Genomic DNA, 21,736 nt, shown 5'->3' with positions numbered 1-21,736 from the left:
CGGATCAGCGCTGACGCAGATCGGTGATCGCGCTGCGCAGGTCCTGCGCCCAGGCGCGGCGGTCGCGGCCATCGGCGGCCTGCGCCGCGCCGTGGTGCACCACCGCCTGCAGGCCGACCGCGCGCAGGGTCGACCAGATGGACTGCAGCAGGGTGGTGTCGCCGATGAACAGGGGCGCGTCGCTGCGCTGGCCGCTGGTGCCATCGACAAAATCCAGCGCCACCGGCATGACCGGCGCGTGGGCCGAGATGGCGGCCTGGATGAGGTTGGCGTGGAAGGGCAGCAGCTCGCGCCCGTCGCCGGTGGTGCCCTCGGGGAACACGGCCACCGTGTCACCGGCCTGGAGGGCGTCCGCCATCTGGTGCACCACCCGCATGGCGTCGCGCCGGCTTTCGCGTTCGATGTAGAGCGTGCCCGCGCCGGTGATGAGCGCGCCCAGCACCGGCCAGTGCCTGACGTCGGCCTTGGACACGAAGCGCGCCGGGTGGGCCGCGTTCATGACCACGATGTCCAGCCACGAGATGTGGTTGGCCACCAGCAGCAGCGGGCCGCGCTCGGGCGCAGAGCCTCGCAGCACCAGCTGCACCCCCAGGATGGCCAGCATCTGGCGCGACCACTCGCGCACCAGCAGCGCGCAGGCGTCGGGCGTGAGGCGGCCGAACTCGGTGCGGATCACCCACAGCCCGCGCAGCACGTGGCCCAGACCGCGCAGCAGGCGCCAGGCCGCGGCCACGTGCGAACGGCGGGCGCTGCTCACGCAGCGGTCCGGCGGGCCTCGTAGGCCACCTGGCCCGCCACCAGCGTGGCGCGCACGCGCACCGGCAGTTCGTGGCCCTCAAACGGGGTGTGCTTGCCCTGGCTGCGCAGGCCGGCGGGCTCCACGCGCCAGCTGCCGGCGGGGTCGAAGATGCACAGGTCGGCCTGGCCGCCCACGCTGATCTGCCCCACGCTGTGCTGCAGCGTGCCCAGGCTGTGGCCCAGCACGCGCTGCGGACCGGTGGTGAGCACGGCCAGCGCCTGCATCAGGCCCAGGCCGTCCTGCTGCGCCCACTTGGTGGCCAGGCCCAGCAGCAGTTCCACACCGGTGGCGCCCGGTTCGGCTTCGGCAAAGGGCAGCACCTTGGCGTCGGCGTCCACCGGGTTGTGGTCCGACACCAGGGCGTCGATGCTGCCGTCGGCCAGGCCGGCGCGCAGGGCTTCGCGGTCGCGCTGCTGGCGCACCGGCGGCTGCAGGCGCAGGCGGCTGTCGTAGTAGCCGATGTCCACATCGGTCAGGTGCAGGTTGTGCACGCTCACGTCGCAGCTGATGGGCAGGCCCTCGGCCTTGGCCTGGCGCACCAGTTCCAGCCCGGCGGCGCTGCTGATGCGGCACAGGTGCACGCGCACGCCTTTGTCACTCTCGCTGCGGGCCGCGCCGTGCACGCCGCGCAGCAGGTCAATGACGGTGTGCAGCGCGATGGTTTCTGCCACCACCGGCACACCGGCCAGGCCCATGCGGGTGGCCAGCGGGCCGCTGGCGGCCACGCCCTTGCCGAGCCAGAAGTCCTGCGGGCGCAGCCACACGGTGTAGCCGAAGGTGGCGGCGTACTGCAGCGCGCGCTGCAGCACCTGGTGGTTGACGACGGGCACCTCGGCCTGGCCGAAGCCGATGCAGCCGGACTCGGTGAGCTCGGCCATTTCGGTCAGCACCTCACCCTTGAGGCCGCGCGTGAGCGCGCCGAGCGGGAACACGCGCGACTGGTGCAGCTTCTCGGCGCGGAACTTGAGCATGTCCACCAGGCCGGGCTCGTCGAGCACAGGTTCGGTGTCGGGCGGGCAGACCAGCGAGGTCACGCCGCCGGCCACGGCGGCGGACATTTCGCTCTCGAGCATGCCGGCGTGTTCCTGGCCGGGTTCGCGCAGGCGGACGGCCAGGTCGACCAGACCGGGCGCGACCACGCAGCCGGTGGCGTCGATGGTGCGGTTGGAGTGGAAGTCGGGCGCGACCTTGCCGATGGCGATGATGCGGCCCGCCGCGATGGCGATGTCGGCCAGCTCGTCGCGGCCGCTGGCCGGGTCCATGACACGGCCGTTCTGGATCAGGATCTTCATGGTTATGCCTCGTTGCCGGCCACGATGCCGAGTACGGCCATGCGGACCGCGATGCCGAAAGTGACCTGCGGCAGGATCACGCTCTGCGGTCCGTCGACCACGGCGGACTCGATCTCGACGCCGCGGTTGATCGGGCCCGGGTGCATCACGATGGCGTCGGGCTTGGCCCAGCGCAGGCGCTCGGTCGTCAGGCCGAAGCTCTTGAAATATTCCTGGCTCGACGGCAGCAGCGCGCCGCTCATGCGCTCGTTCTGCAGGCGCAGGGTGATGACCACGTCGCAGTCCTTGATGCCCTCTTCGAGCGTGTGGCAGACGCGCACGCCCAGGTGCGACAGGTCGCTGGGCACCAGGGTGCGCGGGCCGACCACGCGCACGTCGGGGCAACCCAGCGTGGTCAGGGCGTGGATGTCGGAACGCGCCACGCGCGAGTGCAGCACGTCGCCGACGATGGCCACCGACAGGTTGCTGAAGTCCTGCTTGTAGTGCCGGATGGTGTACATGTCCAGCAGGCCCTGCGTGGGGTGCGCGTGGCGGCCGTCACCGGCGTTGACCACGTGCACGTGCGGGGCCACGTGCTGCGAGATCAGGTAGGGCGCGCCGGATTCGCTGTGGCGCACCACGAAGATGTCGGCCGCCATGGCCGAGAGGTTGGCGATGGTGTCGAGCAGCGACTCGCCCTTGGCTGTCGAGCTGCGCGCGATGTCCAGCGTGTAGACGTCGGCCGACAGGCGCGTGGCCGCGATGTCGAAGGTGGTGCGGGTGCGCGTGCTGTTCTCGAAGAACAGGTTGAACACGCTCTTGCCGCGCAGCAGCGGCACCTTCTTGACCTCGCGGTCGCTCACGCTGACGAAGCTGGAGGCGGTGTCCAGGATCTGCGTGAGGATGGCCTTGGGCAGGCCCTCGGTGGAGAGCAGGTGGATCAGCTCGCCGTTCTTGTTGAGTTGCGGGTTGCGGGCCATGGGGTCAGGCCTCCTTCTTGTTCTCGACCACGAAGCTCAGGCGGCCATCGTCGGCGCGCGCCAGCTCCAGCGTCTGCTGTTCGGGCAGGGACACGGTGGCGGCGCACACGTCGGCCTGGATCGGCAGCTCGCGCCCGCCGCGGTCCACCAGCACGGCCAGCTTCACGCAAGCCGGGCGGCCGTAGTCGAACAGTTCATTGATGACGGCGCGCAGGGTGCGGCCGGTGTAGAGCACGTCGTCGACCAGCAGCACATGGGCACCGGTCACGTCGAAGGGCAATTGCGTCTGCGCCGTCACGGCCAGGCCGCGGCGGCCGAAGTCGTCGCGGTGCATCGAAGACGACACCACGCCCGCGGCCCCGGGCAGGCCCAGGTCGCGCTGCAGGCGCTCGGCCAGCCAGGCGCCGCCCGAGGTGACGCCCGCCAGGCACACCGGTTCACCCAGCGTGGCCACCAGGCCGCGCACCCCGCGCAGCAGCTGGGCGTACAGCTGCTCCGCATCCAATGACAGTTGGCTCAATCCAGACTCCTCAAAAACTGTTCCAGGATGATGGCGGCCGCCGCAGCGTCCGCATCCTGCGCGCCCAGGCTGTGGGCTTCGGTGGTGCTGTAGCGCTCGTCCACCTCATAGACCGGCAGGCCGTGGCGGCCGCGCAGCTGGCGGGCGAACTTCTGCGCGCGCAGCGTGTTCTCGTGCGGCGCCCCGTCGGGGTGGTAGGGCACGCCCACCACCAGCGCGTCGGGCGCCCATTCCTTGATGCGTTCGGCGATCTTGGGAAAGCGTGCCTCGCCTTCGGCCGCGATGGTGCCGCGCGGCGTGGCGGTGCCGGTCAGCCGGTTGCCACTGGCCACGCCGGTGCGCTTGAGTCCGTAGTCGAAGGCCAGAAAGGTCTGCTGCGAGGCGGGCACGTCCATCGTCTTCATGCGTGGCCCGCGTCCGGCGACAGCATCCACGGCTGCAGGCCCAGCAGCGCCATGGCCTTTTCGTAGCGCTCGGCCACCGGTGTGTCGAAGATCAGCGCCGGATCGGCCTCGACGGTCAGCCAGCTGTTTTCGGTGATTTCCGACTCCAGCTGGCCCTTGCCCCAGGACGCGTAGCCCAGGGTGACGAAGACGCGGCGCGGGCCGGCGCCCGAGGCCATGGCTTCGAGCACGTCTTTGGAGGTGGTCATTTCCAGCCCACCGGGGATGGTCATGGTCGAGGCGTAGACCGATTCGCCTTCGGTGCCGCCATCGATGGCGTCGTGCAGCACAAAGCCGCGTTCGGTCTGCACCGGGCCGCCCTGGAACACCGGCTGCTGCGCCAGATCGTCTCGGCCCAGGGGCAGGTCCACTTTTTCAAACAGGCGGGGCAGCAAGATGTCGCTGGGCTTGTTGATCACCAGCCCCAGCGCGCCGCGGTCGCTGTGTTCGCACATGTAGACCACGCTGCGGCCGAAAAGCTCGTCGCTGAGGCCGGGCATCGCAATCAGGAAATGATTGGTCAGGTTGATGGAGGCAGAATCAGCGGACATCCAGCGATTTTAAGCCGCGGCCCCGAGCCCAGACCCACCTTCGACCATTCTCCACGCCGCGCATGAACACCTACGACCACGGCCTGATGTGGTTCCGCCGCGACCTGCGCGCGCAGGACAACGCCGCCCTGCACCACGCCCTCAAGGCCTGCCGGCGCGTCTGGTGCGTGTTCGTCTTCGACACCGACATCCTGGACCCGCTGCTGGCCCGCGGCCTGCAGGCCGACCGCCGGGTGGAGTTCATCCGCGCATCGCTCGTGGAACTGGACGAGCAGCTCCGGGCGCTGGGCCAGGAACACGGCGCGCAGGGCGTGGGCCTGATCGTGCGCCACGGCAAGGCGCAGCAGGTCATCCCGGCCCTGGCCCGTCAACTGCACGTGCAGGCGGTGTTCGCCAACCACGACGACGAGCCCCATGCCCACGCGCGCGATGCACAGGTGCGCGGCGACCTGGCCCACGCCGGCGCCATGTTCCACGGCCACAAAGACCATGTGATCTTCGAGCGGCGCGAGGTGCTGACCCAGATGGGCCAGGCCTACGGCGTGTTCACGCCCTACAAGAACGCCTGGCTGCGGCAGCTGGACGACTTCCAGCTCCAGGCCTACCCGGTGCGGCGCCACGCGGGCGCGCTGGCACCGGTGCCCGCCGAGCTGGCCGCGCCGGTGCCCACGCTGGCCGACATCGGCTTTGCGCCCACCAACCTGTCGCAGCTGCCGCTGCCCACCGGCAGCCGTGGCGCCACCCAGCTGCTGGAAGACTTCGTGGAGCGCATCGACCGCTACCACGAGGCGCGCGACTTCCCGGCCGTCAAGGGGCCGAGCTACCTGAGCGTGCACCTGCGATTCGGCACCGTCTCGGTCCGCCAGCTCGCGCGCGTGGCCTACCCGATGCACCTGCAAGGCATCCAGGGCGCCAGCACCTGGCTGAGCGAACTCATCTGGCGCGACTTCTACCACCAGATCCTGGCCAACTTCCCGCACGTGGCGGACAAGGCGTTCAAGCCCGAGTACGACCACATCAAATTCGAGCACGGCAAACACGCCGAGGCCCTGTTCGCCGCCTGGTGCGAAGGCCGCACCGGCTACCCGCTGGTGGACGCGGCGATGGCGCAGATCCACCAGACCGGCTACATGCACAACCGCCTGCGCATGGTGGTGGCGAGCTTTCTGGTGAAAGACCTGGGCCTGCACTGGCGGCGCGGCGAGCAACACTTTGCCGACCACCTGATCGACTTCGACCTGGCCGCCAACAACGGCGGCTGGCAGTGGGCCAGCTCCAGCGGCTGCGACGCACAGCCCTACTTCCGCATCTTCAACCCGGTGAGCCAGAGCGAGAAGTTCGACCCGCAGGGCAAGTTCATCAAGCGCTACCTGCCGCAGCTGGCCGACCTGCCCGAGAACTGCCTGCACGCGCCCTGGCAGGCGCGCGAACTGGAACTGGCCGCGGCCGGCGTCGAGCTGGGCAAGACCTACCCCAAGCCCATCGTGGACCACGCCGAAGCGCGCGAGCGCACCCTGCTGCGCTATGCGGTGGTGAAGAAGCCCGGCGCAACGCCGAAATGAAAAACCCCGGCGCGCTGGCCGGGGTTTTTGCGATGGAAGGAAGGACGCTCAGGCGTCCACCGCCAGCTTCGCGTAATGCGCGATCAGCGCCAGCAGTTCGTCTTCCGAATACGGCTTGCCCAGGTAGTGGTCCACGCCCAGTTCGCGTGCGTGCTCGCGGTGCTTTTCGGCGATGCGCGAGGTGATCATGATCACCGGCAGTTGGGCCAGGCGCGGGTCGCTGCGGATGTTGCGCACCAGGTCGAAACCGTCCATGCGCGGCATTTCGATGTCGGACAGCACCACCGTCGGCCGCTCCTGCTGCAGCCGCTCCAGCGCCTGCAGGCCGTCGGCCGCCATCGACACGCGGTAGCCCTCGCGCTGCAGCAGGCGCTGCGTGACGCGGCGCACGGTGATGGAGTCGTCCACCACCAGCACCAGCGGCACGCCGCTGACCGCCAGGTCCACCGCCGGCGTCTCGTCGTCGGCCACCACGGGCCTGGCGCGGTGGGCCTGCGAGGCCACCCAGCCGGGCACCTGCGCACCGTACACCGTGGCCAGCGCCACCGGGTTGTAGATCAGCGCAACCGCGCCCGAGGCCAGCACCGACATGCCGGCCAGGCCGGGCAGGCGCGAGAGCTGCGGCCCCAGGTTCTTGACCACCACTTCCTGGTTGCCCAGCACCTCGTCCACGTGCATGGCCACGCGCTGCGCGGCCGAACGGAAAATGACCACCGGCAGCGTGCGGCCCTGCGCCTGCAGCGACTGCGCCGACGACTGCAGCAGCGCGCCCGCCCAGTAGAACGGCACCGCCTCACCGGCCACGAGAATCTGCCCCTGGGCATAGGCCTGGGCCAGCTCGGCCGCGCTCAGGCGGCGCACCACTTCCACCAGGTTGGACGGCACGCCCAGCGTCAGCGCACCGGCGCGCACCATCACCACCTGCGTCACCGCGGTGGTCAGCGGTAGCACCAGCTTGAAGCTGGCCCCCTTGCCGGGGCGCGAAGCGGTCTCGATGCGGCCACCGAGCGCGACCACGTCGGTGCGCACCACGTCCATGCCGACGCCACGGCCGGCCAGCGACGACACCTCGCTGGCCGTGCTCAGACCGGGCGTGAAGACCAGCTGGGCGGCGTCCTCGTCGCTGAACACCTCGCCGGACGCGGCAAAGCCCTGGGCCAGGGCCTTCTCGCGCAGGCGCTCCAGGTCCAGGCCGGCGCCATCGTCCTCGAACACCACCGACACGTCGTTGAGTTCCTGCGCCAGGCGGATGTCGATGCGGCCTTCGGCCGGCTTGCCCTGGGCCAGGCGCGCTTCGGGCGCCTCGATGCCGTGCACCACACTGTTGCGCAGCAGGTGTTCGAACGCGGCGGTCATGCGGTCGAGCACGCCGCGGTCCATTTCGATGTGGCCGCCGGAGATGTCCAGCCGCACCTGCTTGCCGGTTTCCTTGGACGCCTGGCGCACCACGCGGTACAGGCGTTCGGAGATACCTTCGAACTCCACCATGCGGGTGCGCAGCAGATCGCGTTGCAGTTCGCGCGTCTGGCGCGCCTGGGCCACCAGCCCGTCTTCGGTCGATTCGACCGCCCGCTGCAGGTTGCGCTGCACCGTGGCCACGTCGTTGACCGACTCGGCCATCATGCGGGTGAGTTCCTGCACGCGGGTGAAGCGGTCGAATTCGAGCGGGTCGAACGACTGGTCGGCGTCGCGGGCCTGCGCCAGGCGCGACTGCATCTGGGTTTCGGCCTGCAGTTCCAGGTCGCGCAGCTGCTGGCGCAGGCGGTCCAGGTTGCCGGTCAGGTCCTTGAGCGAGCCGCGCAAGGTGACCAGTTCGGACTCCATGCGCGAACGCGAAATCATCACCTCGCCGGTCTGGTTGACCAGGCGGTCCAGCAGCTCAGGCCGCACGCGCACGGCGGCGCCGGCGCGGGTCGGCGCGGGCACCGGCGCTTGCAACAGGGCCAGGCCGGTGAGGCCGGCGCCGGGCATCGCCGCCGCCGCGTCCGGTGTTGCAGCGGCGGTGTCGGGCGCGGTCGCAGCGTCCGACGGTTCGGGCTCGGCCGCCGGCATGGGCTGCAACACCTCGGCCAGCGGCACCACGCCCGCGGGCGCCAGTTCGGGCGCGGTCTGCAGCACACCGTGTGTGGCCGGGTCGGTGTGGCGCAACAGGTCGAAGCGCGCGGCGATGGCGTCGAACGCCGCCGTCAGGGGTTCGATGTCGGCGCTGACGAGGTTCTCCGAACCCAGGCGCTCGGCGTCGGTCTCCATGCGGTGGGCCATTTCGCCCAGGCGCAGGGCGCCGGCCAGGCGGGCACTGCCCTTGAGCGTGTGCAGGTTGCGCAGCACCTCGGCACGCGCACTGGTGTTGTCGGGGCGCGCGGCCCACTGGCGCAGCGCGCCGGCCAGCTGCGGCAGCAGTTCCTGGGCCTCGTCGGCAAAAATCGGGAACAGATCGACGTCGATGGTGTCCAGCGCGTCGATGTCGTCGTCGATGTCCTGCACCGGCGTCTGGCGGGCCAGCGGCAAGGGCGCGAACTCGGTGGCCACGCTGCCAAAGGTGGAGGCCGCAAAGTCGGGCGGCGCGAAGGCCGACGGCACTTCGTCGGGCGCCACCACGGCCACCGTCTCGGGCGGCGTGGGTACCGGCGTCACGCCCCACTGGGTGTTGAGCACGATGTCCAGACCGTCACCGGGCGCCGCCGCGGACGCTTCGGCGGTTTCGTCGGGCATGGGCACCGGCGTGTGGATCACGCGCTCCAGCGCGGCCAGCAACTCGGGGTTGGGTTCCTTGTAGAAACCGGCCGCGAACTGGTGCAGCAGGCGGCGGATGTCTTCGGACGCATCGACAAACAGCTGCGCCTGTTCGGCACTGGCCGGGTGGCCCTCCTCCTGGTGCAGGCTGACGGTGCCAATGGCGTGTTCCAGCGAACGGGCGATGTCGGACAGCGGCTGGAAGCCGACGGTGGCCGAGGCCCCCGCGAGCGAATGCGCCAGCGCTTCGGCCTGGTCGTGCACCGGTTCGTGCGTTTCCAGCGCCCATTCGGCCAGCCCGTTGCACAGGCGGCGCGACCACTCATCGGCCTCGTTGAGGTACACGTTGTAGAGCTTGATGCCGATGCGCAGCGGACCGATGACCTTGGTCTGCTCGTCCGGCATGTCGTCGAACCCGTCCGGCTCGGCCTCCAGCGGTTCGAAGGTGTCGGCTGGCACCTGCGGGACGGCGGTTTCGGGCTCCGGCTCGATCGGGGCCTCCACGGCCTCCACGGCATCCACAATCTCTGGTGCGGCAAGCTCGTCGGTCGCAAGCGCATCCAGCACGGCCTCTTCCGCAGCCACCTCGTCGCGCTCTGGCGCATCGCCCAGCACCGGCTCCCCGGCGTCGGTCGCCAGCGGGGCGGACTCGCTGAGCACCAGGTCCAGCGCCGGTTCGGGCGGCACGTCCACCGGCTCGGTGGCCGGCGGCAGGAAGGCGTCCAGGTCCAGCGCGATGTCGGCGAACATCGACGGCAGGCTGTCGGCGGGGGGCGTGCGTTCGGGGGTGTCGGTGCGGTCCGGCGGCGCCTCGGCCGCGGCGGCCTGGGCCACGTTCGAGACCTGGGCCAGGCTGTGGAAATCGATGTCGGCCAGCAGCGGCGGCGCCTCGACCGGCAGGTCCGGCAGGGGCTCGGCCTCCACCAGGTCGAAATCAATGTCCAGCGGTGTGGTTTCGGCAAACACCGGCTGGTCGGCTGCGTCGGGCTCCAGACGGGGCTCCGCCTCGACCATGTCGGTGAACTCAACCAGCTCGGCCACGTCAGCGGGTTCGCCCGCCTCCGCTCCGTCGATGGACGGGAACGAAGGCTCGGCGATCCGGGCCACGTCGACCGCTTCCTCGGCCAGCACCTGGGCCGGCGGCTCGACCACCGGCAACGGCTCGGCAACGGTCTCGACGGGGGACGCCACAGCCACCAGGGGCTGGTAGCGCGCCTCGTTGCGCCAGGCCTCGCCACTGGCGCGGAAGGGCTGGGCCTTCCAGGCGCCGTCCTGGTGGGTGACGATGTCTTCCACCCACTGGCCAAAGCGGTCCAGCGCATCGTTGGACAGCTGCAGCAACCCCGGCGCGGCCGGTCGCTGCTCGGCCAGCACGGCGTTGAGCACCTGCTCCATGGCCCAGCCAGCTTCGCCGAACTCGGTCAGCCCGACCATGCGGGAACTGCCCTTGAGCGTGTGGAAGGCGCGGCGCAGCGTGGTCAGGTGTTCCAGATCGGCCGGCTGCTCCTGCAGCTGGCGCACCGCGCTGCGGCCATTGGCCACGACTTCACGGGCTTCCTCCAGGAAGATGTCGAGCAGCTCTTCGTCTTCATCGGCCGGCACCGGCTCGGCAACCGGAGCGGGCGCGGGCGCCGGCACCACCGGCGCGGCGGTCTGCGACAGCTCGAACAGAGCTTGCGCACCGGCCGCCACGTCGTGCTGCACCAGGGCCTGCGCGGCGTCGCGGGCGGCCTTGGCCACCCCGTCCTGCTCGGCCAGCGACGCGCGGTCGGCCAGCGAACCGAGTTGCTCGCTGAGGTCGGCCAGATCCACCGCCGACTGGGCCCCCTCCACCACCTGGTGCACATCGGCGCTGATGGCCTGGGCCTCGTGGGCGGGCGCTTGTGGCGTGACGCCGGCCTGCACGGTGCGCCCCATCAACGGCACCAGCTCGCCCAGCGTGTCGTCGAACACGAACAGCTTCTTGGCCAGCGACGGCTGGTAGCTGAGCATGTCCACCAGGAAGCTCAACGCGCTGAGGCTGTTGCCCAGGTGCTGGAAGGTGCCGGCCTCTCGGGCCAGCGCTTCGTCCACCTCGGTGTCCAGGATCTGTTCGACCGTGGCGCGCATGCGCGTGACGGTCTGCACCGCCTGGTCCAGCCCCAGCACCGAGAGCACGCCGCGCATCTGCGCCAGCTGCGAGACGGCCACGTGCAGGCCGGCCTTTTCGGCCGGCGCGCGGAAGAACTGGTCCAGCGATTTCTCGGCCTCGCCCAGCGACACCTTGAGTTCGCCCACCACGCTGCCCAGCGTCTGGCGGTCGCTCACGCGGCGGTAGAGCTGCTCCATCCAGGCGTCCAGCGGTTGCGCCGGCTCGCCCGCGATCACCCGGTCCAGCCGCGCGGCCAGGGCCTGCGTGCGGTCCTTCAGCTCGTGGCGGCCCGGGTCGAAGTCCTCGAACGCGGCCTCCAGGTACAGCGTGGTGGTGGCCACCTCCATCGACAGCTCGGGCCGCAGCGACCCGGGGTCGCGCGCGGCCTGGTCCACGGCGCGCACCAGTGCCTGCGCCAGCACGGCACTGGCCGGGTGCAGCTTGATCAGCGAATCGCCGATCAGGCCGAACTGGTCCACCACCTGGCGGGCGCGGTTGGCGTCGCCGCCCGAAAACAGCGACCACGATTCCTTGGCCGCGTTGATGCGCTTGCGCGCCTGCACCAGCAGCGCCGGATCGAAACGGCCGAGCGACGCCTGCGTGTAGTCCACCGGCGGCGCGTCGCCCAGCCCGAAGGCGGCGCGCACCGCCGCCAGCTGCAAGGCTTTGCCCGCGGGCGCGGCCTGGGCCTGCGCGCAGAAGAACAGCAGGTCGTGCAGCAGGGTCTCGGACACCTCACCCGCCGTCTTGGGCTGGCTGAGCGCCGCGAACTGCAGCAGGATGCGCGAGGCCGCGCGTTTGACGTAGGCGTCAGGGGGCAGCAGGTCCAGCGAGACCGCTTCAAAGTAAGCCGCCGCCACGCGCCAGAACGTGGTCACGCGGGGCACAGTGGCACCGGCCGACAGCCCGGCGCTCAGGCGCGCCAGCTGCTGGGCCGCGGCGTGGCTCTGGGTCTTGACCAGCAACAGCACCAGACGGTCCAGCATGGAACGCAGGGGGGCCTCGGGCTGCAGCGGTTTGGCATCGGCCGGCGCGGCCAGGTTCAGGCCCCGCTGTTCAAACGGCCAGAGGTCGGCCGGGTGCACGCGTTCGGCGGCGGCCAGCTCCTGCACCTCGCGGTACTGCGGAAACAGCGCCACCGGCTGCACCGGCTTGTTGTTGAGCACGGCTTCCAGGTACTCGATCAACGCAAAGCCCGCCCGCTCGACCTTGCCGGCGGCCTCTTCGGTGCAGTGCTGCGGCTTCTGCACGAAGCGCTGCACCGCGGCCTCCATGGCGCGCAGCACCTGCGCCGGGGCGACCAGGCCCACCATTTCCAGCGCCCCCACGGCCTGGTGCAGCTGCTGGCGCGCGATGCGCAGCGAGGCCGGATCGGCCGCCTCCAGATCGTTGTGGCGCGACTGTTCGGTTTCGCGCACAAAGCGCTTGATGGCCTTGGTGGCACCGTCGAGCGACTTGCGCAGCTCATCGAACACCCAGGCCAGTGGCCCGAGGTCTTCCAGTGGCGCGTCCGGGGTCAGGGAGCCGGGGCGGGTATCGAGCATGGTGTGGAACGGTCAGCGCCGTGGTACGTCAGGCGATCTTGAAACGGGCCACCGACTGGCGCAGCTCTTCGGCCATGGCCGAGAGTTCGCGCACCTGCTGGGCCGTCGAACGGGTACCTTCTCCGGTCTGCTCCGTCACCGCAAAAATGTGCTGGATGTTGCCGGCCACTTCGTTGGCCGACTCGGCTTCGCGCGACGTGGCACTGGAAATCTGTTCGATCAGCTCGGCCAGGCGGCGCGACACGCGGTCGATCTCGGTCAGCGCGTTGCCGGCGTTGTCCGACAGCTTGGCCCCTTCAACCACACCCTGGGTGGAACGCTCCATGGCGGCCACCGCGTCCTGCGTGTCGGTCTGAATCGCCTTCACCAGTGCCGCGATCTGGCGCGTCGCGTCGGCCGAGCGTTCGGCCAGACGCTGCACTTCTTCGGCCACCACCGAGAAGCCGCGACCGGCTTCACCGGCCGACGCGGCCTGGATGGCGGCGTTCAGGGCCAGCACGTTGGTCTGCTCGGTAATGTCCGAAATCAGCTCGGTGATTTCACCGATCTCCTGTGATGACTCACCCAGCCGCTTGATGCGCTTGGAGGTTTCCTGGATCTGGTCGCGGATGGCGTTCATGCCGCCGATGGCGTCTTCCACCGCCTGCAGACCGGATTCGGCGGCTTGCAGCGAGGCACGGGCCACCTGGGCCGATTCCTGCGCCTGGCCCGACACCTGGTTGATGCGCTGCGCCATGTCCAGCACCGACTGGCCGGTTTCGCGGATCTCGCGCAGCTGTTCGGTGGAGGCGGCCAGCAGTTCGGTCGAGGTGCTTTCCACCGCCGACGTGGTCTGCGCCACGCGGGTGGCCGTGGCCTGCACGTTGCCCACCAGCGAACGCAGTTCTTCGACCGTGTAGTTCACCGAGTCGGCGATGGCGCCGGTGATGTCCTCGGTCACGGTGGCTTCCTGCGTCAGGTCGCCTTCGGCCACCGTCTGCAGTTCGTTCATCAGCCGCAGAATGGCCGCCTGGTTGGCGTCGTTCACGCGCTTGGCGTCCTGCTCCAGCGACTCGGCCGCGAGCTTCTGGTTTTCCGCCACGCGCTGGCGCTGGCGGCTGTCCTGCAGCTGCACGTAGGCCAGGCCGGCACCACAGGCCAGGGCAAACAGGGTGGACAGCACCAGCGCCGCCAGCTGGCCACCGGCCAGACCGGCACGGCCCGAGAGCTGGTCCTGCAGCTGCTGCAGCCCCAGGCGCAAGGGTTCGCTGTCGGTCACGATGGCGGCCTGCGCTTCGCGCGCCGACACCAGACCCTGCAGGTTGCCCAGAATGGCGCCCGCCTGCGTGCGCGTTTCTTCGTAGAGCTTGAGCAGAGCTTCCAGGCGCTCCTTCACCTGCGCGTCGGCGGTGGGCGCCAGCCGCAGTTCGGCGCTGCCCTTGAGCAGGCCGTCGGTGATTTCCTTGAAGGTGTTCAGGTCCTTGCCCAGCAGGAACACGGCCTCGGGGCTGACGCCTTCCATGGTCAGGAACTCGTTGGCCGACTTGCCGATGCGCTGGGTCAGCATCACGAGCTGGCCCGCGGCGGAAATTTCAGCGGCCGGCGCGTTCTGCTGCAGCTTGAGCGACGACACCGTTTCGGCGATTTCCAGCAGGTCGGACGACTGGCGGTTGATCAGGCGCAGGGCATCGCCCACCTGGGTCAGGATCTTTTGCTGGGCCAGCACGGAGGCGGCGTGGCGTTCGGCCGCATCCACCTTGGGCAACAGCGCGTCGATCTCGGCGTCGAAGGCCCCGCCCAGCGGCTGGATGTCCAGACTGTCGTCGCCGTTCTTGAGGCCACGCACCGAGCGGGTCAGCACCTCGGCACTGTCCTTGACTTCCGGGAACGCCGACACGCTGCCCACCAGGGCCTGCGACACGCTCTTGGCCAGGCGTTGCGACTGCATCAGCGCCTGACCGCTGGCGGCCAGCTGCTGGCTGGCCTTGTTGGTCTGGCTCAGCACATAGAAGATCACGCCCGCCAGCACCAGCACGGACACGCCCAGCAGCATGGTCAGCAGGCGGCGGTGCTGGTCGGCCGGCTTGCGCCCCAGCAGCGGCACCGCCACCGCACCCGACTCGTCGGCGAGCAGGCTGTCATCGCCGTGCATGCGGCTTTCGGCGAACTGCTGGTCCGCCGCATCGGGCGCCAGACGCGCGGCCGCCAGTTCGGCGAGCGCCTGATTCGAGGCCTGACTCAGGTCGGGCTCGTCGGCACCGTTTTTCTTGAACAGTCCCTGGAATCGATCAAGCATGGCCATGAAAAAAACCTTCCAACTGATGAGCAACGTGCAATGTCAAACGAGGCGCAGACCGGGCAGCACCGCGCCCCGGCTGCGGCTTTCGTCAGGCCGCAATGGCCAGAAAGCCAGGATCCGTGACCAGGGCCTGCAGGTCCAGCTCCTGCCAGGCCTGCCCCTGGTGGTCGATCAGGGAGCGGGCAAAAAACGGGGGCGCTTGCGGCGGGCGGGGCGCGATGGCGCCGAACATGGCCGGGTTGCGCAGGCCCAGCAGGCGATCGATCCAGAGCACGGCGTTGACGCCAAACGCCGCATGCAAGCTGACCAGGCGCGTTTCCGAGGTCACCCGTTCCAGGGCAGACCCGGTGGTCAACAGGGTGCGACCGATCAGGCCCGGCAGGTCCACCACACCGTGCAGGCCGCCGCGCAGACTGGCCACGCCGGCGTACCAGGGTTTGGTGTAGGGCACGGCCTGCACCGTGGTCCACGGGAAGATTTCGCCCGACTGCACCAGCGGCACCAGGAAGCGTTCGCCTCCGGCTTCCAGCGCCAGCCACGACGCGGTGGTGGCTTCGGTCTTGGCGGCGGTCAACCGTTGCGCCAGGCGCTCTTGCAGTTCTTTGAGTGACTGACGGTTGGCCATGCTCGGGGTGGACGGTGTGCGGCTGGCGCGCTCAGCCGAGCGCGCGAATCTTGGAGAGCAATTCTTCTGCGTTCACCGGCTTGGTGACGTAATCGCGTGCACCCTGCCGCATGCCCCAGACCCGATCGGTTTCCTGGTTCTTGCTGGTGCACATGATGATGGGAATGCTCGAATACTGGGGATCGCGTGCGATCGCCCGGGTCAACTGAAATCCATTCTGACCGGGCATCACCACGTCCATCAAAATGAGTTCCGGCTTTTGCTCGCCAAGCCGACGAAAGGCCTCTTCGGCATTCTCGGCGGTGCGCACGCTGTAGCCGTTTTTACCCAGCAGATCCGACAGCACCATCAGCTCGGTCTTGGAATCATCCACAACCAGGATGTTTTTGATCGTCATCACGCGGCTCCGGTGAGGTGTGCGCCAAACTGCTGCACGGCTTGCAGCAGCTGGTCTTTGGTGAAAGGTTTGGTCAGGTGTTCCTGCGAACCGACCATGCGCCCGCGGGCCTTGTCGAACACGCCGTCCTTGGACGACAGCATGACCACGGGAATGCTGGCGAAGCGGGCATTGCGCTTGATGATGGCGCAGGTCTGGTAGCCGTCCAGGCGCGGCATCAGGATGTCGCAGAACACCAGGTCGGGCTGGTAGTCGTTGATCTTGGCCAGGGCGTCGAAGCCGTCTTCGGCCAGCAGGACGTCGTGACCGCCCTGCTTGAGAAAGATTTCCGCACTGCGGCGGATGGTGTTGCTGTCGTCAACCACCAGGACTTTGAGGGCAGGTGTCGTGCTCACGGCAGTGGGGCTCCAGGCATCAGGTCGGGGGTGACAGAGGGGGTGGAATCGTCAGCAGGAGCGCGGCGCGCATCGCGTCAGATCTGCACCATTTCGAAGTCTTCCTTGCGGGCGCCGCACTCGGGGCAAGTCCAGTTCATCGGCACGTCGGCCCACCGGGTTCCGGGTGCGATGCCATGCTCGGCGTCGCCCGTGGCTTCGTCGTAAATCCAGCCACAGATCAGACACATCCACGTCTTGGCGTCGCTCATCTTTTATAGGGGTGTTGTCTTAGAATGCGGCCATTGTATAGAGCCACGGTGCGCCCACCAGGGTGCCCATCCGCAGGCGGTTCCCAAGGGCGACAGGCGTGCGCCACAGCCCGCGCGACGCGCACCGACCACCCTTGCCCACCCCCCCATGACCCACCCCACCGACACCCGCACACCCGAGGCGGATGACGCCGCCGAACAGGTCTCGCTGCCCTGCGTGATGGTGTTCAACGCCAACGACCCCAGCGGCGCCGGCGGCCTGAGTGCGGACCTCACGGCCATGTCCAGCGCCTCGGCCCACGTGCTGCCGGTGGTCACCGGCACCTATGTGCGCGACACCTCGGAAGTGCACGACCACATCGCCTTCGATGAAGAAGCCGTGGCCGACCAGGCCCGCGCCGCGCTCGAAGACATGCCGGTGCAGGCCTTCAAGGTCGGCTTCGTCGGCAGCCCCGAGAACCTCAGCGCCATCGCCGAGATCGCCACCGACTACACCGAGGTGCCGGTCATCGCCTACATGCCCGACCTGTCCTGGTGGGACGAGGTGGCCATCGAGACCTACCTGGACGCGTTCGCCGAACTGATGCTGCCGCAGACCACGGTGCTGGTGGGCAACCACAGCACCCTGTGCCGCTGGCTGCTGCCCGAGTGGGAAGGCGACCGCGCGCCCAATGCCCGCGAAGTGGCGCGCGCCGCCGCGGTACACGGTGTGCCCTACACCCTGGTCACCGGCTTCAACGCCGCCGACCAGTACCTGGAAAGCCACCTGGCCAGCCCCGAGACCGTGCTGGCCACCGCACGGTACGAGCGCTTTGAAGCCACCTTCAGCGGCGCCGGCGACACGCTGTCGGCCGCCCTCACCGCCCTGATCGCGGGCGGCAACGACCTGCAGGCCGCCTGCGCCGAAGCCCTGACCTACCTCGACCAGTGCCTGGACGCAGGCTTCCAGCCGGGCATGGGCCACGCCATACCGGACCGCCTGTTCTGGGCCCACAGCGACGACGACGACACCGAGCCGACCGAAGCCGACAACGACGCCCCCGACAGCGCGCTGGACGCCGGCGATTTCCCTCTCGACACCACCAAACACTGAGCACCCCATGAGCGACCGCAACCTTGAACTGTTCGAACGCGCCAAGCGCCTGATCCCCGGCGGCGTGAACTCGCCCGTGCGCGCCTTCCGCGCCGTCGGCGGCACACCCCGTTTCGTGCAGCGCGCGCAGGGCGCGTATTTCTGGGACGCCAACGACCAGAAGTACATCGACTACATCGGCTCCTGGGGTCCGATGATCCTGGGCCATGGCCACCCCGCCGTGCTCGAAGCGGTGCAGAAGGCGGCTCTGGACGGCTTCTCGTTCGGCGCACCCACCGAGCGCGAAGTGGAACTGGCCGAAGAGATCATCAAGCTGGTGCCCAGCCTGGAAATGGTGCGCCTGGTCAGCTCGGGCACCGAAGCGGGCATGAGTGCGATCCGCCTGGCGCGAGGCGCCACCGGCCGCAAGACCATCGTCAAGTTCGAGGGCTGCTACCACGGCCATGCCGACGCGCTGCTGGTCAAGGCCGGTTCCGGCCTGGCCACCTTCGGCAACCCGACCAGCGCCGGCGTGCCGCCCGAAGTGGTGCAGCACACCCTGGTGCTGGAATACAACAACGTGGCGCAGATCGAGGCGGCCTTCGCCGAACACGGCGCCGACATCGCCTGCGTGATCATCGAGCCGATCGCCGGCAACATGAACTTCGTGCGCGCCAGCGTGCCGTTCGTGACGCGCATCCGCGAGCTGTGCACGCAGCACGGCGGTCTGTTCATCTTCGACGAGGTGATGACCGGCTTCCGCGTCGGCCTGGGCAGCGCGCAGGGCCACTACGCTTCGCTGATCCCCGGCTTCGAGCCCGACATGACGGTGATGGGCAAGGTGATCGGTGGCGGCATGCCGCTGGCGGCCTTCGGTGGCAAACGCGCGGTGATGGAACATCTGGCGCCGCTGGGTGGCGTCTACCAGGCCGGCACGCTGTCGGGCAACCCGGTCGCCACCGCCTGCGGTCTGGCCACGCTGAAAGAGATCCAGAAGCCCGGCTTCTTCGAAGCGCTGTCGGCCAGCACACGTTCGCTGGTGGACGGCCTGAAGGCCGCGGCAGATGCCGAAGGTGTGCCGTTCAGCGTGGACTGCCAGGGCGGCATGTTCGGCTTCTTCCTGATGTCCGAGCTGCCGCAGAACTACGCCACCGTGATGAAGACCGAAGGCGCGAAGTTCAACACCCTGTTCCACGGCCTGCTGGACCGCGGCGTGTACATCGCGCCGGCGCTGTACGAAGCGGGGTTCGTGAGCGCGGCCCACACCGCTGACGACATCGCGGCCACCGTGGCGGCGGCGCGCGAGGTGTTCAAGCAGCTGGCTTGATCCATTTCACTTTTGTCTGAACGGCCGGGGGGTTTCCTCCGGCCGTTTTGTTTTGTGCGCGTGGTGTTTCGCCCATGGACCTCGCGCAATGTGGATGGTGGAGCTGGCGGCCGGACGCCCGCGAGCGTGAGCCGGAGAACGGGCGCCACGAGCCCCAGCCCACCCACAACAGCCGGCAAGAAAAAGAAAAGGGCTCCCGAAGGAGCCCCTTTTCAATGAAACGACCGCCGATCAGTGACGGAAGTGGCGCACGCCCGTGAACACCATCGCCACGCCACGCTCGTTCGCGGCGTCGATCACTTCCTGATCGCGCATCGAACCACCCGGCTGCGCCACGCAGGTTGCGCCCGCATCGACCACCACGTCCAGACCGTCGCGGAACGGGAAGAAGGCGTCGCTCGCGACGACCGTGCCTTGCAGGCTCAGCTTGGCGGCCTCGGCCTTGATGCTGGCGATGCGGGCCGAGTCCAGACGGCTCATCTGGCCGGCGCCCACACCCATGGTCATGCCGTTCTTGCAGAACACGATGGCGTTGGACTTGACGTACTTGGCCACCTTCCAGGCGAACAGCAGGTCCTGCAGTTCGGCGGGGGTGGGCTGCTTGACGGTGACCACCTTCAGATCGGCCAGGGCCAGCTCGTGGTTGTCGGCGGTCTGCAGCAGCAGGCCCGAACCCACGCGCTTGGCGTCCATGGCGTTGCGGCCCTGGTCCCAGGCGCTGGCGCCACCGGCCGGCAGCGCGATCTTCATCAGGCGCACATTGACCTTGGGTTTGAAGATTTCCAGCGCTTCAGCGGTGAAGTCCGGCGCCATCAGCACCTCGACGAACTGCTTGACCACAGCCTCGGCCGCGGCCTTGTCCACCGTGCGGTTGAAGGCGATGATGCCGCCGAAGGCGCTGGTGGGGTCGGTCTGGAAGGCCTTGGCGTAGGCCTCGTGCGCGTCCTGGCCCACGGCCACGCCGCAGGGGTTGGCGTGCTTGACGATCACGCAGGCCGGCGCCTCGAAGCCCTTGACGCATTCCCAGGCCGCGTCGGCGTCGGCGATGTTGTTGTAAGACAGTTCCTTGCCCTGGAGTTGCACGCCGGTGACCAGCGAGCCAGGGGCCGGGTACAGGTCGCGGTACAGCGCGGCCTGCTGGTGGCTGTTCTCGCCGTAGCGCAGGTCCTGCACCTTGATGAACTGGCCGTTGGACTGGCCGGGGAACAGGTTGCGCGAAGGCACGTAGCTCTCGGCCAGCTTCTCTTCTTCAAACGTCACCGACGAGAGGTAGTCGCTGATGGCGCCGTCGTACTGGGCGATGCGATTGAAGGCAGCGACCGACAGTGCGAAACGCAGCTTGTCGCTCAGTTTGCCGCTGGCCTTGAGTTCGGCGATCACGGCGGCGTACTGGCCGGCGTCGGTGATCACGCCCACGTCCTTCCAGTTCTTGGCGGCGCTGCGCACCATGGCCGGGCCGCCGATGTCGATGTTCTCGATCGCGTCGGCCAGCGTGCAGCCGGCCTTGGCCACGGTGGCTTCAAACGGGTAGAGGTTGACCACCAGCAGGTCGATGGTCTCGATGCCGTGCTCTTTCAGCGCGGCCATGTGCTCGGGCAGCTCGCGGCGGGCCAGCAGGCCACCGTGCACTTTGGGGTGCAGGGTCTTGACGCGGCCGTCCAGCATCTCGGGGAAGTGGGTGACCTCGGCCACTTCGGTGACCGGCAGGCCTTTGTCGGCCAGCAGCTTGGCGGTGCCGCCGGTGGACAGAAGGGTCACACCGAGGCCGTGCAGGGCCTGGGCGAATTCGACGATGCCGGTCTTGTCGGAGACGGAGAGAAGTGCGCGCATGGGGGGTTCTCGGGAGGGTTTCGGATCGGGTTCAGTCAAGAAGCTTGTGTTCGAGCAGCTTCTTGCGCAGCGTGTTGCGGTTCAGCCCCAGCCATTGCGCGGCGCGCGACTGGTTGTTTTGCGACTGCTCCATGACGACTTCGAGCAAGGGCCGTTCGACCGCCTTGACCAGCATGTCGTGCAGGTCGGCCGGGTCGGTGCCGTCGAGGTCGCGGAAATACGCTTCGAGGCTGGCACGCACACAGTCGTGCAGGTTGTGGTTGGAGCTCATGCGGCCAGTTTCCAGTGTTCTTCTTGTGTCGATGGGTCGGCCAGGGACTGTGCCCAGGCGTCCAGGGTGTCGCGCACGCAGGCCAGTTGCGCCTCGCAACCGGACAGGGTGTTGATGCGGCGGCGAAAAGCCTCGGCCTCCGATGCGGGCACCGGCAATGCGCGTGCGTACCAGCCCAGGTGCTTGCGCGCGCTGCGCACGCCGGTGTATTCGCCGTACAGCGCGTAGTGGTCTTCCAGGTGGTCCAGCAACCAGGCCTTGACCTCCATCAGGTCGGGCGGCGGCAGCGCCTCGCCCGTGGCCAGGAAGTGCGCGATCTCGCGGAAGATCCAGGGCCGCCCCTGCGCGGCGCGGCCGATCATGATCGCGTCGGCGCCGGTGTGGCGCAGCACCTGCAGCGCCTGCTGCGGGCTGTCGATGTCGCCGTTGGCCACCACCGGGATCTGCACCCGGCTCTTGATGAGCGCCACCGTGTCGTGCTCGGCCACACCGCTGTAACCCTGTTCGCGGGTGCGGCCGTGCACAGTGAGCATCTGCACGCCGGCCGCTTCAGCGGCCCGGGCGATGGCCGGGGCGTTCTTGCCGTCGGCGCACCAGCCGGTGCGCATCTTGAGCGTGACGGGCACGCCGTGCGGGGCCGCGGCGGCGACCACCGCCTCGACGATCCCGATGGCCAGCGCCTCGTCCTGCATCAGGGCCGAACCGGCCCACTTGTTGCAGACCTTCTTGGCCGGGCAGCCCATGTTGATGTCGATG

General features: G+C 68.9%; 18 protein-coding genes. 3 read left to right on the top strand and 15 right to left on the bottom strand.

The annotated features are described in order from the left end of the window. Nucleotides 1-4 precede the first annotated feature (4 nt). Genes RMP09_RS22885 through RMP09_RS22860 form a run of 6 tightly spaced genes read right to left on the bottom strand, consistent with a single transcriptional unit; the run spans nucleotide 5 to nucleotide 4,564 of the window. The gene (locus tag RMP09_RS22885; protein ID WP_310568281.1) at nucleotides 5-757 is read right to left on the bottom strand and encodes a lysophospholipid acyltransferase family protein; all 753 of its coding nucleotides are present in this window, start codon (nucleotides 755-757) and stop codon (nucleotides 5-7) included. Further along, on the bottom strand, nucleotides 754-2,091 hold the full coding sequence (locus RMP09_RS22880; RefSeq protein ID WP_310568280.1) for a dihydroorotase: 1,338 nt from the start codon (nucleotides 2,089-2,091) through the stop codon (nucleotides 754-756). Before RMP09_RS22880 ends, RMP09_RS22885 begins: the two co-directional genes overlap by 4 nt. A gap of 2 nt (nucleotides 2,092-2,093) precedes the next feature. Next, on the bottom strand, nucleotides 2,094-3,050 hold the full coding sequence (locus RMP09_RS22875; protein ID WP_310568279.1) for an aspartate carbamoyltransferase catalytic subunit: 957 nt from the start codon (nucleotides 3,048-3,050) through the stop codon (nucleotides 2,094-2,096). Between the two features lie 4 nt (nucleotides 3,051-3,054). Then, nucleotides 3,055-3,570 carry a bifunctional pyr operon transcriptional regulator/uracil phosphoribosyltransferase PyrR gene (gene pyrR, locus RMP09_RS22870; protein ID WP_310568278.1) on the bottom strand — a complete coding sequence of 172 codons (516 nt, stop codon included), beginning with the start codon at nucleotides 3,568-3,570 and terminating at the stop codon, nucleotides 3,055-3,057. Further along, the gene (gene ruvX / locus RMP09_RS22865) at nucleotides 3,567-3,974 is read right to left on the bottom strand and encodes a Holliday junction resolvase RuvX (RefSeq protein ID WP_310568277.1); all 408 of its coding nucleotides are present in this window, start codon (nucleotides 3,972-3,974) and stop codon (nucleotides 3,567-3,569) included. The genes pyrR and ruvX overlap by 4 nt, the downstream gene beginning before the upstream one ends. Next, complete coding sequence (locus tag RMP09_RS22860; RefSeq protein WP_310568276.1) at nucleotides 3,971-4,564, bottom strand: YqgE/AlgH family protein; 594 nt, start codon at nucleotides 4,562-4,564, stop codon at nucleotides 3,971-3,973. The genes ruvX and RMP09_RS22860 overlap by 4 nt, the downstream gene beginning before the upstream one ends. Nucleotides 4,565-4,626: 62 nt before the next feature. Here RMP09_RS22860 and RMP09_RS22855 point away from each other — a divergent pair, with 62 nt between their 5' ends. Beyond that, nucleotides 4,627-6,126: a deoxyribodipyrimidine photo-lyase gene (locus tag RMP09_RS22855; protein ID WP_310568275.1), complete on the top strand. Its 1,500-nt coding sequence runs from the start codon at nucleotides 4,627-4,629 to the stop codon at nucleotides 6,124-6,126. Nucleotides 6,127-6,174: 48 nt separating this feature from the next. Here the strand turns inward: RMP09_RS22855 and RMP09_RS22850 are convergent, their stop codons facing one another. From RMP09_RS22850 to RMP09_RS22825, 6 genes are all read right to left on the bottom strand, one after another. Then, entirely contained in the window at nucleotides 6,175-12,534 is a 6,360-nt protein-coding gene (locus RMP09_RS22850; RefSeq protein ID WP_310568274.1) for an Hpt domain-containing protein, read from the bottom strand. 28 nt (nucleotides 12,535-12,562) lie between these two features. After that, nucleotides 12,563-14,815: a methyl-accepting chemotaxis protein gene (locus RMP09_RS22845; protein ID WP_310568273.1), complete on the bottom strand. Its 2,253-nt coding sequence runs from the start codon at nucleotides 14,813-14,815 to the stop codon at nucleotides 12,563-12,565. A gap of 85 nt (nucleotides 14,816-14,900) precedes the next feature. After that, on the bottom strand, nucleotides 14,901-15,437 hold the full coding sequence (locus RMP09_RS22840) for a chemotaxis protein CheW (RefSeq protein WP_310568272.1): 537 nt from the start codon (nucleotides 15,435-15,437) through the stop codon (nucleotides 14,901-14,903). A 31-nt stretch (nucleotides 15,438-15,468) separates the two neighbouring features. Continuing rightward, nucleotides 15,469-15,834, bottom strand: a complete 366-nt coding sequence (locus tag RMP09_RS22835; protein ID WP_310568271.1) for a PleD family two-component system response regulator — start codon at nucleotides 15,832-15,834, stop codon at nucleotides 15,469-15,471. Next, entirely contained in the window at nucleotides 15,834-16,229 is a 396-nt protein-coding gene (locus RMP09_RS22830) for a PleD family two-component system response regulator (protein WP_310568270.1), read from the bottom strand. Before RMP09_RS22830 ends, RMP09_RS22835 begins: the two co-directional genes overlap by 1 nt. A gap of 77 nt (nucleotides 16,230-16,306) precedes the next feature. Next, a complete protein-coding gene (locus RMP09_RS22825) occupies nucleotides 16,307-16,480 on the bottom strand; it encodes a rubredoxin (protein ID WP_310568269.1) in 174 nt (57 codons plus the stop codon). A 148-nt stretch (nucleotides 16,481-16,628) separates the two neighbouring features. Between RMP09_RS22825 and RMP09_RS22820 the strand changes: the two genes are divergently transcribed. Then, nucleotides 16,629-17,573, top strand: a complete 945-nt coding sequence (locus RMP09_RS22820) for a hydroxymethylpyrimidine/phosphomethylpyrimidine kinase (RefSeq protein ID WP_310568268.1) — start codon at nucleotides 16,629-16,631, stop codon at nucleotides 17,571-17,573. 7 nt (nucleotides 17,574-17,580) lie between these two features. Continuing rightward, nucleotides 17,581-18,879, top strand: a complete 1,299-nt coding sequence (hemL, locus tag RMP09_RS22815) for a glutamate-1-semialdehyde 2,1-aminomutase (protein ID WP_310568267.1) — start codon at nucleotides 17,581-17,583, stop codon at nucleotides 18,877-18,879. Nucleotides 18,880-19,110: 231 nt separating this feature from the next. Here the strand turns inward: hemL and purH are convergent, their stop codons facing one another. From purH to RMP09_RS22800, 3 genes are all read right to left on the bottom strand, one after another. Next, entirely contained in the window at nucleotides 19,111-20,709 is a 1,599-nt protein-coding gene (purH, locus tag RMP09_RS22810) for a bifunctional phosphoribosylaminoimidazolecarboxamide formyltransferase/IMP cyclohydrolase (RefSeq protein WP_310568266.1), read from the bottom strand. A gap of 31 nt (nucleotides 20,710-20,740) precedes the next feature. Then, nucleotides 20,741-20,980 (bottom strand): helix-turn-helix domain-containing protein, encoded by a 240-nt coding sequence (locus tag RMP09_RS22805; RefSeq protein ID WP_310568265.1) that lies wholly within the window; start codon nucleotides 20,978-20,980, stop codon nucleotides 20,741-20,743. Continuing rightward, on the bottom strand, nucleotides 20,977-21,736 hold a 760-nt coding region (locus tag RMP09_RS22800), incomplete at its 5' end, for a tRNA dihydrouridine synthase (protein ID WP_310568264.1). The genes RMP09_RS22800 and RMP09_RS22805, both read right to left, overlap by 4 nt.

Source organism: Hydrogenophaga sp., from assembly GCF_031426985.1.
Taxonomy (GTDB): domain Bacteria; phylum Pseudomonadota; class Gammaproteobacteria; order Burkholderiales; family Burkholderiaceae_C; genus Hydrogenophaga.
The sequence above is the reverse complement of the archived record's forward strand: the minus strand, read 5'-3'. Positions and strand labels throughout refer to the sequence as shown.

Bases quoted from the DNA above. Each gene is read 5' to 3' on its own strand.
- RMP09_RS22880 (WP_310568280.1), bottom strand. From the start codon at position 2,091: ATGAAGATCCTGATCCAGAACGGCCGTGTCATGGACCCGGCCAGCGGC.
- RMP09_RS22875 (WP_310568279.1), bottom strand. From the start codon at position 3,050: ATGGCCCGCAACCCGCAACTCAACAAGAACGGCGAGCTGATCCACCTG.
- ruvX (WP_310568277.1), bottom strand. From the start codon at position 3,974: ATGAAGACGATGGACGTGCCCGCCTCGCAGCAGACCTTTCTGGCCTTC.
- RMP09_RS22860 (WP_310568276.1), bottom strand. From the start codon at position 4,564: ATGTCCGCTGATTCTGCCTCCATCAACCTGACCAATCATTTCCTGATT.
- RMP09_RS22855 (WP_310568275.1), top strand. From the start codon at position 4,627: ATGAACACCTACGACCACGGCCTGATGTGGTTCCGCCGCGACCTGCGC.
- RMP09_RS22850 (WP_310568274.1), bottom strand. From the start codon at position 12,534: ATGCTCGATACCCGCCCCGGCTCCCTGACCCCGGACGCGCCACTGGAA.
- RMP09_RS22845 (WP_310568273.1), bottom strand. From the start codon at position 14,815: ATGGCCATGCTTGATCGATTCCAGGGACTGTTCAAGAAAAACGGTGCC.
- RMP09_RS22840 (WP_310568272.1), bottom strand. From the start codon at position 15,437: ATGGCCAACCGTCAGTCACTCAAAGAACTGCAAGAGCGCCTGGCGCAA.
- RMP09_RS22835 (WP_310568271.1), bottom strand. From the start codon at position 15,834: ATGACGATCAAAAACATCCTGGTTGTGGATGATTCCAAGACCGAGCTG.
- RMP09_RS22825 (WP_310568269.1), bottom strand. From the start codon at position 16,480: ATGAGCGACGCCAAGACGTGGATGTGTCTGATCTGTGGCTGGATTTAC.
- RMP09_RS22820 (WP_310568268.1), top strand. From the start codon at position 16,629: ATGACCCACCCCACCGACACCCGCACACCCGAGGCGGATGACGCCGCC.
- hemL (WP_310568267.1), top strand. From the start codon at position 17,581: ATGAGCGACCGCAACCTTGAACTGTTCGAACGCGCCAAGCGCCTGATC.
- purH (WP_310568266.1), bottom strand. From the start codon at position 20,709: ATGCGCGCACTTCTCTCCGTCTCCGACAAGACCGGCATCGTCGAATTC.
- RMP09_RS22805 (WP_310568265.1), bottom strand. From the start codon at position 20,980: ATGAGCTCCAACCACAACCTGCACGACTGTGTGCGTGCCAGCCTCGAA.